We start from the raw sequence: 12,578 nt of genomic DNA on the forward strand, positions 1-12,578 counted from the left end.
GCTACAGCGGTAACGCCATATAGAACTGCGTGCCCTGCCCCGGCCGTGAATACACGCCCATGCGGCCGCCATGCAGTTGCACGATCTCCTTGCACAGCGCAAGCCCCAGGCCGGCGCCGCCTTTCTTGCGGCCCACCTGCACGAAGGGTTCGAAGATGCGCCCCTGCTGGCCATAGGCGATACCTTCGCCGTTGTCCTCGACGCTGATAATCACCCGCTCGCCATGACGCCGTGCCTGCAGGCGGATCTGCCCGCCTTCGGCGGTGTGGCGCAGGGCGTTGCCCAACAGGTTGTCGAGCACGCGTTCCAGTTGCGCCTGGTCGGCATACAGTCGGGGCAGGTCGGGCTGGGGCTCTACCAGCAGCTCGATGTGTTGCGCATTCGCCGGCTCGGCGAAGCGCGCACGCGCATGCTCCAGTAGGTCGGTGACATCGCACGGGCCCAGGGTGAGTTTTTGCATGCCGTTCTGGTAGCGCGAAAAGTTGAGCAGGTCGTTGATCAACTGCATCAGGCGCTGCATCTCTTCATTGACCGTATCCAGCAGGTCCGCTTCACGGGACTCCGCAGGAAACTTCGCGCGTTCGCGGAACAAGCCGAAGGCCATGTGCATGCCGGTCACCGGCGTGCGCAATTCGTGGGAGGCGCGCAACACGAACTCGCTGCGTACCCGCTCAAAGGCGCGCTGCTCGGTGACGTCATGTAGCACCATCACTGCGCCGAGGATATGCCCCTGGGTGTGGCTTACCGGCGTCAGGCTGTAGGTCAACAGGCGCAGCTCACCCTCGACTTCCACCTCCAGGTCGTCCGGCGCCCGTTCCAGGTTGCCGCCGCGCAGCACCAGTTGCAGTTGATCGTCCATTTCCGGGCGACCCAGCGCATCACCCAGGCCCTGGCCGAGACGTTCCTCGTCCCAGCCCAACTGGCGCTGTGCGACGGGGTTGAGGTGCTCCAGGCGGCCTTGACGGTCAATCATCAACAGGCCGTCGTCGATACTGTCGAGCACCGCTTGCAGGCGCTGCTGGCCCGCCAGCAGCTCATCGATATTGGTTGCCTGATGCTGGCGCAACGCTTCGGCCATGATGCCGAAGCGTCGGGTCAGTTGGTTCATTTCCGCCGCTGAAGAAATGGGCAGGGTCACTTCGAAATCACCTTGCCCGATCTTGTCGGCGGCCTTGGCCAGCGCTTCGATCGGCCCGCCAAACCGTCGGGCGATGCCATGGGCGGTAATAAAACCGATGATCAGCACCGCGAGGCCTACCAGCCCCAGCAGCCCCGCGATCAACAAGGCGCGCTCGCGGGATTTGTGCTCGCTGGCGCTGATGTTTTCCAGGGCCTGCTTGTGCTCGGCGATCAGGCCGTTGCGCAGAACATTGAATGTTTCGTTGATTTTCTCTTTGCTGCCGGGCGGTGGGGACGCTTGTTGAGATTCGTCAAAAGCCGCCAGCAAGCGCTGGTAGTCGAGCCGGGCCTGACTGAAACCGCTGCTATGCCCGTCGCGCTGTTCGTGGGCAATGCCTTGGTCGAGCAGCTCGAAGTAATGCTGTTCCGCCGCTTGCAGTGCCTCCGGATTGGGGCGTTGTTCGAGCATCATCATCAACTGGTCGCCCAGGCTCTGGCGCAGCTTGAGTCCCAGGTCGAGGGTGATGAAGTTACTGCGAATCGATGACTCCTGGGTCTTGGCCATCTGCATCACGCTGACCAGCCCCAGGATCAACCCCAGCAGGGCGACGGTGATCAGCGCGGAGATACTCAGGAATAACCGAGTGCGCAGTTTCATCGCTAACTTCATAAGGTACAGCTCACAGGTTGTACTGTTTGCGTTTGCGGTACAGGGTCGACGCGTCGATGCCCAGGGTGCGGGCAGCCTGATCCAAGGTGTCGCTGGTGGCCAGTACGGCGCCGATATGCGCTTTCTCCAGTTCGTCCAGGCTCAACGCGGCACCGATACGGGGTGCATTGTGGGTCGGCTGTTCGGCCATTCCGAGGTGGCTGATTTCGACCTTTTCCTGCGGGCAGATAATGCTCGCGCGTTCCACCACGTTGCGCAGCTCGCGGATATTGCCCGGCCAGCGGTAGTTGAGCAGCGCTTCGCGCGCTTCATCGCTGAAGCCCCGCGCCGGTCGGGCGTATTCCTTGACGAAGCGGGCGAGGAAGCGGTCGGCCAGGGCCAGGATGTCTTCGCTGCGTTCGCGCAGCGGCGGCAGGTGCAAGGTGATCACGTTGAGGCGGTACAGCAAGTCTTCGCGAAAGCGGCCGTCGCGCACCATGTCTTCGAGATTCAGGTTGGTGGCCGCAAGGATGCGTACATCGGCGCGCCGGGTAACCGGGTCGCCCACGCGCTCGTATTCCTTGTCCTGGATAAAGCGCAGCAACTTGGGCTGCAGGGTGAGGGGAAAGTCGCCGATCTCGTCGAGAAACAGCGTGCCGCCGTCCGCCTGGTTAACCCGGCCCAAGGTGCTCTCGCTGGCGCCGGTAAAGGCACCGCGGCTATGGCCGAACAGTTCGCTTTCCATCAACTCCGCCGTCAGCGACGGGCAGTTGATGGTGACGCAGGATTTCTTCGCGCGCTTGCTCCAGCCGTGAATGGCCCGGGCCAACTCGCCTTTACCGGTGCCGGATTCGCCGAGGATGAGGATGTTGGCGTCAGTCCCGGCCACTTGGCGTGCAGTTTCCAGCACCACCATCATCGCCGGGCTGTGGGAGTCGAGGCCGTCTTTGGGTTGGCGTACTTCGCCTTCCAGCGCCTCCAGGCGCGCGGAGAGCTGGCGCACTTCCAATTGTTTGGCGGTGGCCAGGCGCAGTTGGTCGGGGCTGCACGGTTTGACCAGATAATCAGCCGCGCCGGCCTGGATCGCATCCACCGCAGTGTCCACGGCGGAATGCGCGGTCACAATCACCACGCGCATCCACGGCGCCTGGATGCGCATCTGCGCCAACACATCCAGGCCGTTGTCCTCGCCCAGGCGCAGGTCCAGGAAGCACAGGTCGAACACTTGGCGTTGCATCAGGGCATCGGCCTGAGCGGCGCTGTTCGCGGTGGCTACGGTGTAGCCCTCATCTTCCAGGCAATAACGGAAGGTACGAAGGATCGCGGATTCGTCGTCCACTAAAAGAATGCGGCCTTGAAGTTCCTTGGCTGATTCCATTTGTCCCGCGCTCCTGAATATGAATGATGGTGTTTAGTCCCGGAATAATCGGGCAAGTTGCATGGTTCATTCTGATTGATAAAACGCAACGTCGTGCAGCTATCTACGTGTGTCCCTACAAAGCCCGCGCCTGCTGGCGTTTTCATGCCTTCTTGCCACTTCGGCAGTGCGCTATTGGCTTTCTATCCACCCATCCGACCACTGGTGATCGTGCATTTCGCACGGCGTCCAGGTGGCCATCGTGCAGGATGCTGGGCTTCGTGTTGATCAAATATATTTAACTGATTGATTTTGTTGAGTTTTATTTTGTAAAAAAGCTGGCACGCCCTCTGCAATAGCTCTCCTAACGAATAATCAAAATGCGGGAGAAAGCAGCATGACTCGCCAAAGCCTCGCTCAACTGTGTGTATCGCCAGTGCGCTTGCAACAAGGCCTGTTCGCCAGCCTGGCCCTGATGGTCACGTTGATTGGCGGCCAGCAGTTGCAGCATTGGCAGCAGCAGACCCCGCATTTCGAACGTCCGGCAATGACCCAGACCCATTTTCGCTCCATTGATAGCCGTTCCGTTGGCAGCGTCTCTGCCGATGTAACGACTCCCCAACTGCGGATGGTTGACCAGGCGTCTGCCTTGGGTGAACTGCCATCCCAGGAACGTTGGGTGTTCTAGGCAACAAAAGGTCGCTTGAGTTGAGCGATTGCACGGCAGTACCGCTGTCACCCCTAAAAAAGCGTAAGGAGAATCACCATGTTGAGTTGGGCAATCACATTTCTGATCATCGCCATTGTGGCTGCAGTCCTGGGCTTCGGTGGGATCGCGGGCACTGCCACGGGTATCGCCAAGATTCTGTTTGTGGTCTTCCTGGTGATGTTCATCGCTTCGTTCTTCTTTGGTCGTCGCGGCCGAGGCTGAATATGACCACTTTGTCTCTCAAGGCCATGGCTGCCGTCCTGCTTCTGGGCGGCAGCGGTTTGGCGATGGCCGCTAACGACGGCCAGACCCGGGCCAACGAATTGCTCAGCGCGGACTCGCAGTACCGTGAAACGTGGCAAGGCGTGGTGAAGAAAGAAGAGCGCCTGCCGGAATGGGTCATGAACCTGTCCGGCACGGCCGAGCAAATGAATGCCGTTGAAGAAGATGGCGACAAGTACTTGGTCGGGCCCCTCTGCGAAACCGCAGACACCTGCCTGAACAAGCGCCTGATCGTCGCCTTCAGTTACGACAAGGAAGATGCCTACGCCATGTTGGTGGAAGTCCCGGCCGGCCTGCCGGCGGACAAGTCTCCAACGCGTCACGCCGATTACCGGTTTATCGGTAAGCCGGATGCAGGCATGCAAAAGCTGCTGATGGAGCAACTGAAGAAAGATCCGAATTGGTACTAGGTTCCGTCTGACGCATCTGTCGTCTGCGGGGCCGGCGTCCATAGAAAGAAGCCCTTGCGCTTCTTTCTGTTTGCATCGCTCACCAAGAGCGATGCATGGCCAGGGGGCCGGGTTGCTCTGATCCGTCGAGATCGGCGTGACCTACGGGTACAGGGAGTGCCTGCGCAAGGGCCGGGTCAGGTGAAAAGCTACGACGCAAGTTCACACGCTCTCGAGCTTGCTGGACTTGCGGCGGGCTTATGAGGTTCATCCCCCGCCTCTCATACTGCTCTTAGCCGAGAATCTGCTTTTTGCCCGCGACTAACCATTACTGGGTATGTCGTGGCGACCATCTATCGAGAAAATTTCGTTCACGCTATAGGACATTTCAGACAACAGCCCCCTGAATACACAGGCATTTTTGCGAATGCCTTCAGCGTGTCCTGCATCTCTAAGCGACCCTGATTTGACCGGTTCACGGCATATTCGCCGGGCAAAATGTCGCATTTGAACTGACCGTCCGGTCAGTTATTATGAAAAAAAGCCATGCCGATTCGGCATAGGGTAGGCGTTTACGGCATTAGACGTCGCCCCCTTGCATGGGAATAGTTGCGCCTTTTTTCGCCTGCCAGTAAGCCATTTCGGCCATGCGGCGGTGACTTTCTATGGAGGCAGATGCACACACTTTTTCGCTTCCGAGCGTTGCAGCTGGCGCATTTGCCTTAAGTTCACTTGAAGTAAGGGTAATGACATGAAGAAGGCAAAGCTAAGCCTCGCCTGGCAGATCCTCATCGGTTTGGTGCTGGGGATCGCAATCGGCGCCGTGCTCAACCATTTCAGTGCTGAAAAGGCCTGGTGGATCAGCAATGTGCTGCAGCCGGCGGGCGATATCTTTATCCGCCTGATCAAGATGATCGTGATCCCGATTGTGATTTCCTCGCTGATCGTCGGCATTGCCGGTGTCGGCGATGCGAAAAAGCTCGGTCGAATTGGCGTCAAAACCATCCTTTACTTCGAGGTCGTCACCACCATCGCCATCGTGGTCGGCCTGTTGCTGGCCAACCTGTTCCACCCTGGCACGGGCATCGACATGAGTACCCTGGGTACCGTGGATATCTCCAAGTACCAGGCGACAGCGGCGGAGGTGCAGCATGAGCATGCGTTCGTTCAGACCATCCTCAACCTGATCCCATCGAACATCTTTGCCGCCGTCGCGCGTGGCGAGATGCTGCCGATCATCTTCTTCTCCGTGCTGTTCGGCCTGGGCCTGTCGAGCCTCAAGCCTGAGCTGCGCGAGCCGTTGGTGACGATGTTCCAGGGCGTGTCCGAGAGCATGTTCAAAGTCACCCACATGATCATGAAGTACGCGCCTATCGGTGTGTTCGCGCTGATCGCGGTGACCGTCGCCAACTTCGGCTTCGCCTCTTTGCTGCCACTGGCCAAGCTGGTGATTCTGGTTTACGTCGCCATTCTGTTCTTCGCCTTTGTGATCCTGGGCCTGATCGCACGCCTGTTTGGCTTCTCGGTGATCAAGCTGATGCGCATCTTCAAGGATGAGCTGGTGCTGGCCTACTCCACCGCCAGTTCCGAAACCGTGCTGCCGCGGGTGATCGAGAAGATGGAAGCCTACGGCGCGCCGAAGGCCATCTGCAGCTTCGTGGTGCCGACCGGTTATTCGTTCAACCTCGATGGTTCGACCCTGTACCAGAGCATCGCGGCGATCTTTATCGCGCAGTTGTATGGCATCGACCTGTCGGTCGGCCAGCAACTGATGCTGGTGCTGACCCTGATGGTCACCTCCAAAGGCATCGCGGGTGTGCCGGGCGTGTCCTTCGTGGTGTTGCTGGCTACCCTGGGCAGCGTGGGCATTCCATTGGAAGGCCTGGCGTTCATTGCCGGCGTCGACCGCATCATGGACATGGCGCGTACCGCCCTCAACGTGATCGGCAACGCCTTGGCGGTACTGGTCATCTCCCGTTGGGAAGGCATGTACGACGATGCCAAGGGCGAGCGCTACTGGAACTCCCTGCCGCACTGGCGCACCAAGCAAGTGTTGCCGGCGGGTGAGGCCAGCCGCGGCTGAGGTCTGCCTGATGCGCACAAACCCCGGTAAATCCGGGGTTTGTCGTTTCTGTCAGCCCCGCTATCATTCGCCCCATCTTTCGGGGGATTCAACTGATGCTCAATGGCCTGTGGCTTGGCTTCTTTGTCGTAGCAATGGTGTCAGCACTGGCGCAATGGCTGGTCGGCGGTAACGCCGGGATTTTTGCGGCGATGGTGGAAAGCATTTTCGCCATGGCCAAATTGTCGGTGGAGGTCATGGTGCTGTTGTTCGGCACGCTGACGTTATGGCTGGGCTTTTTGCGCATCGCCGAAAAAGCCGGGATCGTCGACTGGCTGGCCAGGGCCCTCGGCCCGCTGTTTCGCCGGCTGATGCCGGAAGTGCCGGCTGGCCACCCGGCCATCGGTTTGATCACCCTCAACTTCGCCGCCAACGGCCTGGGCCTGGACAACGCCGCGACACCCATCGGCCTGAAAGCCATGAAAGCGTTGCAGGAGCTCAACCCGATCCCCAATACCGCGAGTAACGCGCAGATTCTGTTCCTAGTGCTCAACGCATCCTCGCTGACGCTGTTGCCGGTGACCATCTTCATGTACCGTGCCCAGCAAGGCGCAGCCGACCCGACGCTGGTGTTTTTGCCGATCCTACTGGCCACCAGCGCATCGACCCTGGTGGGCTTGCTCTCGGTGGCAGTGATGCAGCGCTTGCGGCTGTGGGACCCGGTGGTGCTGGCCTATTTGATCCCAGGCGCACTGCTGCTGGGCGGCTTCATGGCGTTGCTGGCGACCTTGTCCGCCACGGCGCTGGCCGGGTTGTCGTCGATCCTTGGCAACCTGACGCTGTTTGGCCTGATCATGCTGTTCCTGCTGGTCGGCGCGTTGCGCAAGGTGAAGGTCTACGAGGCGTTTGTCGAAGGGGCCAAAGAGGGCTTCGACGTCGCCAAGAACCTGCTGCCGTATCTGGTGGCGATGCTCTGCGCGGTGGGCGTGTTGCGTGCATCCGGTGCGCTGGACTTTGGCCTGGAAGGCATTCGTCATGTGGTCGCCTGGACCGGCATGGACACGCGCTTCGTCGACGCGCTGCCGACTGCGATGGTCAAGCCGTTCTCCGGCAGTGCCGCGCGGGCGATGTTGATCGAGACCATGCAGACCCAGGGCGTCGACAGCTTCCCGGCGTTGGTGGCGGCGACGGTTCAGGGCAGTACCGAGACCACCTTCTATGTGTTGGCGGTGTATTTCGGCTCGGTGGGTATTCAGCGGGCGCGGCATGCGGTGGGCTGTGCGTTGCTGGCGGAGTTTGCCGGTGTGGTGGCGGCGATTGCGGTGTGCTACTGGTTCTTTGGTTAAGGCTTGGATGGCTATCGGGAGCAAGCTCCCGATGAGGCCCTCAGCGTTTCGGCGCAGTGTTGCCTTGCGCCACCACCCAATCCACCACCTGCTTGTTCAACTGATCCCCCGCCAGCCCAAACCCGGCCACCACCGCTGGCACTTTGTTGTCGCTGACCGGCTGGCGCACTTCAAACCTTCGGCTGGCAATGATCCGCTGATCACTCCCACGCACCAGCCGCGCATCCAGGCGGATCACCACTTCCACCGCGCTGTCGCGGTATTCGCTCTGGAACGCCTGCAATTGCCCGCCCAGCTCGTAGTCGGCCTGCAGGTTGGTCTCGTCGCTACTCAGCAACGTCACCCGGCCATCGCGCTGGAAGCCGTCCATGAAGCGGTTGCGCAGCAACACCGGTGCCGAGTCGCTCCAACGTGAGTTGGCGTAGCTGCTGATCAGATCACCCTGGGGCACCACGGCAATGCGCGAGCTGTCGAGGAACTCGCTGGTCTGCGGCTTGGTCACGCGCAGCGACCAGGCTACCGGCGCCGCTTGGGCGGCCGCCGGGGCCGAGGCCAGGCGGTAGACGTCCGACGGGTTGGGACTGGGCAGGATCGAGCACGCGCTGACCAGTGCCAGGGCCACGGGGGCGATCAGTTGGTAAGCACGCTTCATGGCGTGAACTCCTTGTTCTTGTCGCTGCCCAGCAGGTAACCGCTGGGGTTGGCTTCCAGGCGGCGGGAGATGGCGCGCAGCGAACCGAGGGTTTCGCGCAGTTCGCGCACGGCCGGCGCCAGTTCGTTGAGGCCCTGCATGCCGCTGTTAACCGCGTTCTTGTTATCGGTCAGCAAGGTGTTGATGGTTGCAGTGCTTTGCTCAAGGGATTTCATCGCCTGCTCGGCGCTGCCGAAGACCTGCCTGCCTTGATCGTTGAGCAGGCCGTTGGCATTGCGCATCAGCGCCGTGGTCTGCTCGAGGGCGGCACCGGCCTGCTTGCTGACCTGCATCAGTTGCTGCATCACCACTTTGATATCGCCGCGCTGGTCGGCAATCGCGCCGGTGGTTTGTTCCAGATGGTCCAGGGTGTTGCTGATGCGCTCGACATTCTGTGCGGAGAACATGTCGTTGGCGTTGTGCAGCAGCAGGTTGATGCTGGTCATCAGGTCGTTACTGTTGTTCAGCAACCGTGCAATAGGTGATGGCGAGGCGATGATCTCCGGCAGGTCGCCGTCCTTGCCCTTGAGTGTCGGGCTTTGCGGTGTGCCGCCGCTGAGCTGGATGATCGAGGTGCCGGTGATGCCGGTCAGGGCCAGCTTGGCCTGGGTGTCTTCCTTGATCGGCGTCTGCCCGGAAAGGCGGATGCGTGCGAGCACGCGGCGCGGGTCTTTGGGGTCCAGGCGCAGGCTGATGACATCGCCCACCTTGATCCCGCTGTACTGCACCGAGCTGCCCTGGGACAGGCCGCTGACCGCCTCGTTGAAAATCACTTCGTAATCCTGGAACGCGGTGTCGACGCTGGACTTGGCCAGCCACAGGCCAAACAGCATCGCGCCGACCACCACAATCACGCTGAACAGACCGATCATCACATGATGGGCTCGGGTTTCCATGTCATACCTCGTTGAGCGGTTGAGCGGCATCCAATGCCGCGCGGCCCCGGGGGCCGTGGAAATATTCGTGAATCCAGGCGTCGTCGGTTTCGGAGACGACATCGATGGCATCGGCCACCAGCACTTTTTTCTGCGCCAGCACCGCGACGCGGTCGGTGATGGTGTACAGCGTGTCCAGGTCGTGGGTGACCAGGAACACGCTCAGGCCCAGCGCATCGCGCAGGGTCAGGATCAGTTGGTCGAATTGCGCGGCGCCGATCGGGTCGAGCCCGGCGGTGGGTTCGTCGAGGAACAGAATGTCCGGGTCCAGCGCCAGGGCACGGGCCAGGGCCGCGCGCTTGATCATGCCGCCGGACAGCGACGCCGGGTATTTGTCGGCCGCCGACAGCGGCAACCCGGCCAACGCCAATTTGACTGCGGCCAGGTGCTCGGCGTCGGCGCGGCTCAGGCCGGCGTGCTCGATCAGCGGCAGCGCGACGTTCTCGGTCACCGTCAGCGAGGAAAACAGCGCGCCCTTCTGGAACAGCACGCCAAAGCGCCGTTCCACCAGCGAGCGCGCCTGCTCCGGCAGGTTCGACAAGTCCTTGCCGAATACCCGCACCTCGCCTGCGCTGGGCCGGCGCAGGCCGATGATGCTGCGCAACAGCACCGACTTACCGCTGCCGGAGCCGCCGACCACGGCGAGGATTTCGCCCTTGTACAGATCCAGGTCGAGGTTTTCGTGCACGCTCTGGCTGCCAAAGCGATTGCACAGCCCACGGACTTCGATCACCGCCTCGCTGGGCGCTCGGGGTAGGCGACTCACCAGCCCATCTCCATGAAGAACAACGCGGCGACCGCATCGAGCACGATCACCACAAAGATCGATTGCACCACGCTGGAGGTGGTATGGGCGCCGACCGACTCGGCGCTGCCGCTGACCTTGAAGCCTTCCAGGCAACCAATGGCGGCGATCAGGAAGGCGAAGAACGGCGCTTTCACCATGCCCACCAGGAAATGCTTCACTCCAATGTCCGACTGCAGCAGCGAGAGGAACATCGCCGGCGAAATATCCAGGGTCAGCGCACACACCACCCCGCCGCCGACAATCCCCGAGAGCATTGCCAGGAACGTCAGCATCGGCAGCGACACCAGCAGGGCCAGCACGCGGGGCAAGACCAGCAGCTCCATCGGGTCCAGGCCCAGGGTGCGGATGGCGTCGATTTCTTCGTTGGCCTTCATCGAGCCGATTTGCGCGGTAAAGGCACTGGCGGTGCGGCCGGCGATCAGGATCGCGGTCAGCAAGACGCCGAATTCCCGTAGGAAGGAGAACGCCACCAGGTCCACGGTGAAAATCGTCGCGCCAAAGCTCTTGAGCACCGTGGCGCCGAGGAACGCCACCACGGCGCCCACCAGAAACGTCAGCAAGGCGACGATGGGCGCGGCGTCGAGGCCGGTCTGTTCGATATGCGCAACCATCGGCGTCACGCGCCAGCGCTTGGGCCGGAAAATGCTGCGGGCGAAGGTTTCAAGGATCAGGCCGATAAAGCCCAGCAGTTGCTTGCTGTCCAGCCACACCGCATCCACCGCGGCGCCGATGCGCGCCAGCACCTGGATGCCGGTGGCTTCTTCCGGGGCTTTTTCCGGTACGCAGAAATCATTCAGGGAGCGGTAGACGGTCTTGAGCAGTGCGCGGTCGGCGGCGGACAGGCTGCAGTCGGTTTGCTCGGCGGATTGCTCGATACGGTCTGGGCCCAGCAGCTCGACCAGCAGTGAGGCGCCAGCTGTGTCGAGGGCGCCGAGGCCATTGAGGTCGACGCGGGCGCCGGCGTCGTATCGGCCGTCGAGCTTGTCCGACAGCTTCTTCAGGTTTGTGTAGTGGGCAAGCGTCCAGTCCCCCGTAATCCTGAGTAACGGGGGGGCGGTGGACGTATCGAGGTGGGCTGTGCCGGCCGAGGTACTGGTGGTCATAAGCTCCGAGCTTGTCTGGCTATCCACAATGCCTACGTAATAGCACGATACAGCCTACTTTGGGTTGTCCGTTTGTGCTGTGTCAGTCACTTTGAAACGCAGCACGCCGATCACCTGCCCGTCTTCGGTCAGCACCTGGACTTGCCAGCGCCCCACCGCGTCGGCCGGGAAGTTCTGTTTGTGGGTCCAGGCGCGGTAGCCTTCCTTGCGCCCGCCATGAATATCCAGGGCGATGCGGTCGACCTCCTTGCCGTTGAATTTCCACACGTGGTAGATCCGCTCATCCAGCCCGCGCGGGGCATTGATGGCGGTATAGGCATAGAGCCCGGCGCTGCGCAGTTGGGCGGCGCTGACTTCTTTGAGATCGTCGCCCGGCGTGCGGTCTTGCAACTGGGTGCTGATCGCCACTTCAGTCATCCACAAGGTGGCCGGTGGCACCCAACTGCGTAGGAACCATCCTGCGCAGCCAATGGCGGCCGTGACCCCGAGCAGCATCGCCCAGCCTTTGAGACTGCGCAGCGGCAAGCTCACGGCCAGGCTCGGGATCGACAAGGCCATGGCCACGCCGAGGGCCAGTTTGTAGCTCTCGGCGGTGGTCAGGTGCAGGATGATCGGCAGCGCGGTGAGCAGCGCGGCGAACAGGGTGAAGGTGTGTAAGGCGAGGAACAGCGAGCGTTTGGGCGCCAGCCACTTGTAATAGAGCGGGTCGGTGATCGACACCAGCGCCGCCGCGCCGAGCAGCCCGGTGAAGATCGATTGGCCGCTGTTCCAGGCGGTGGTGATGAAAAAGAACGGCAGCACAAAAAACAGACTTTCCTGGTGGATCATCTGGGTGGCGTAACGCAGCAGCGGTTCGGGGATTTCGCGCTTGAAGACTTTGGTGAACAGTTGGGTAAAGCTGTTTTCCAGCATCAGCCACAACCAGCTCACCAGCATGATGACCGCGATCCAACTGGCCATGCCCTGCTGGCGGTCCACCAGGATGAAGCTGCTCACCCCCGAGATGAAGCCGCCGAGTGCGATCACCCCTGGGTAGCGTTTCATCAGTTCGAGGATGCGCTGGATGTAGTGGTTCAGGTTCGGCATTCGGCAGTCACAGTCTTTGTAGGAAAAATCCCCGATAGAATA

Annotated in this window: 12 protein-coding genes; 5 read left to right on the forward strand and 7 right to left on the reverse strand. The window is 61.3% G+C overall.

Annotated features, from left to right (window positions below; genetic code table 11):
• Window position 1: 1 nt before the first annotated feature.
• Together P3S72_RS01405 and algB are read right to left on the reverse strand one after the other, a co-directional pair.
• Complete coding sequence (locus P3S72_RS01405; protein ID WP_276195644.1) at window positions 2-1,789, reverse strand: ATP-binding protein; 1,788 nt, start codon at window positions 1,787-1,789, stop codon at window positions 2-4.
• A 10-nt stretch (window positions 1,790-1,799) separates the two neighbouring features.
• Complete coding sequence (gene algB / locus P3S72_RS01410) at window positions 1,800-3,146, reverse strand: sigma-54-dependent response regulator transcription factor AlgB (protein ID WP_276195646.1); 1,347 nt, start codon at window positions 3,144-3,146, stop codon at window positions 1,800-1,802.
• Window positions 3,147-3,522: 376 nt separating this feature from the next.
• Here algB and P3S72_RS01415 point away from each other — a divergent pair, with 376 nt between their 5' ends.
• The 5 genes from P3S72_RS01415 to P3S72_RS01435 all read left to right on the forward strand — a co-directional run bounded on the left by P3S72_RS01415 (window position 3,523) and on the right by P3S72_RS01435 (window position 7,913).
• Window positions 3,523-3,813, forward strand: coding sequence for a hypothetical protein (locus tag P3S72_RS01415; RefSeq protein ID WP_276195648.1), 291 nt, complete (start codon window positions 3,523-3,525; stop codon window positions 3,811-3,813).
• Between the two features lie 78 nt (window positions 3,814-3,891).
• The gene (locus P3S72_RS01420; RefSeq protein WP_003170804.1) at window positions 3,892-4,056 is read left to right on the forward strand and encodes a DUF1328 domain-containing protein; all 165 of its coding nucleotides are present in this window, start codon (window positions 3,892-3,894) and stop codon (window positions 4,054-4,056) included.
• Window positions 4,057-4,058: 2 nt separating this feature from the next.
• Entirely contained in the window at window positions 4,059-4,526 is a 468-nt protein-coding gene (locus P3S72_RS01425) for an inhibitor of vertebrate lysozyme family protein (RefSeq protein ID WP_276195665.1), read from the forward strand.
• A 730-nt stretch (window positions 4,527-5,256) separates the two neighbouring features.
• On the forward strand, window positions 5,257-6,588 hold the full coding sequence (gene gltP / locus P3S72_RS01430) for a glutamate/aspartate:proton symporter GltP (RefSeq protein WP_276195666.1): 1,332 nt from the start codon (window positions 5,257-5,259) through the stop codon (window positions 6,586-6,588).
• A 95-nt stretch (window positions 6,589-6,683) separates the two neighbouring features.
• Window positions 6,684-7,913, forward strand: coding sequence for a spore maturation protein (locus tag P3S72_RS01435; RefSeq protein ID WP_276195667.1), 1,230 nt, complete (start codon window positions 6,684-6,686; stop codon window positions 7,911-7,913).
• Window positions 7,914-7,953: 40 nt separating this feature from the next.
• Here the strand turns inward: P3S72_RS01435 and P3S72_RS01440 are convergent, their stop codons facing one another.
• Genes P3S72_RS01440 through P3S72_RS01460 form a run of 5 tightly spaced genes read right to left on the reverse strand, consistent with a single transcriptional unit; the run spans window position 7,954 to window position 12,536 of the window.
• Window positions 7,954-8,565, reverse strand: coding sequence for an ABC-type transport auxiliary lipoprotein family protein (locus P3S72_RS01440; RefSeq protein ID WP_276195668.1), 612 nt, complete (start codon window positions 8,563-8,565; stop codon window positions 7,954-7,956).
• Window positions 8,562-9,500: an MlaD family protein gene (locus tag P3S72_RS01445; RefSeq protein WP_247408670.1), complete on the reverse strand. Its 939-nt coding sequence runs from the start codon at window positions 9,498-9,500 to the stop codon at window positions 8,562-8,564. The genes P3S72_RS01440 and P3S72_RS01445 overlap by 4 nt, the downstream gene beginning before the upstream one ends.
• A 1-nt stretch (window position 9,501) precedes the next feature.
• Window positions 9,502-10,305: an ATP-binding cassette domain-containing protein gene (locus tag P3S72_RS01450; protein ID WP_276195670.1), complete on the reverse strand. Its 804-nt coding sequence runs from the start codon at window positions 10,303-10,305 to the stop codon at window positions 9,502-9,504.
• Complete coding sequence (locus P3S72_RS01455) at window positions 10,302-11,450, reverse strand: ABC transporter permease (protein WP_276195672.1); 1,149 nt, start codon at window positions 11,448-11,450, stop codon at window positions 10,302-10,304. The genes P3S72_RS01450 and P3S72_RS01455 overlap by 4 nt, the downstream gene beginning before the upstream one ends.
• Window positions 11,451-11,504: 54 nt before the next feature.
• On the reverse strand, window positions 11,505-12,536 hold the full coding sequence (locus P3S72_RS01460; RefSeq protein WP_276195673.1) for a DUF5924 family protein: 1,032 nt from the start codon (window positions 12,534-12,536) through the stop codon (window positions 11,505-11,507).
• Window positions 12,537-12,578 lie beyond the last annotated feature (42 nt).

Source organism: Pseudomonas sp. D3 (assembly GCF_029320995.1).
Classification (GTDB): Bacteria; Pseudomonadota; Gammaproteobacteria; order Pseudomonadales; family Pseudomonadaceae; genus Aquipseudomonas; species Aquipseudomonas paraveronii.

Coding starts and splice junctions, on each gene's coding strand:
- P3S72_RS01425 (WP_276195665.1), top strand. CDS start 4,059: ATGACCACTTTGTCTCTCAAGGCCATGGCTGCCGTCCTGCTTCTGGGC.
- P3S72_RS01460 (WP_276195673.1), bottom strand. CDS start 12,536: ATGCCGAACCTGAACCACTACATCCAGCGCATCCTCGAACTGATGAAA.
- P3S72_RS01405 (WP_276195644.1), bottom strand. CDS start 1,789: ATGAAGTTAGCGATGAAACTGCGCACTCGGTTATTCCTGAGTATCTCC.
- P3S72_RS01445 (WP_247408670.1), bottom strand. CDS start 9,500: ATGGAAACCCGAGCCCATCATGTGATGATCGGTCTGTTCAGCGTGATT.
- P3S72_RS01435 (WP_276195667.1), top strand. CDS start 6,684: ATGCTCAATGGCCTGTGGCTTGGCTTCTTTGTCGTAGCAATGGTGTCA.
- gltP (WP_276195666.1), top strand. CDS start 5,257: ATGAAGAAGGCAAAGCTAAGCCTCGCCTGGCAGATCCTCATCGGTTTG.
- P3S72_RS01420 (WP_003170804.1), top strand. CDS start 3,892: ATGTTGAGTTGGGCAATCACATTTCTGATCATCGCCATTGTGGCTGCA.
- algB (WP_276195646.1), bottom strand. CDS start 3,146: ATGGAATCAGCCAAGGAACTTCAAGGCCGCATTCTTTTAGTGGACGAC.
- P3S72_RS01415 (WP_276195648.1), top strand. CDS start 3,523: ATGACTCGCCAAAGCCTCGCTCAACTGTGTGTATCGCCAGTGCGCTTG.
- P3S72_RS01440 (WP_276195668.1), bottom strand. CDS start 8,565: ATGAAGCGTGCTTACCAACTGATCGCCCCCGTGGCCCTGGCACTGGTC.
- P3S72_RS01455 (WP_276195672.1), bottom strand. CDS start 11,450: ATGACCACCAGTACCTCGGCCGGCACAGCCCACCTCGATACGTCCACC.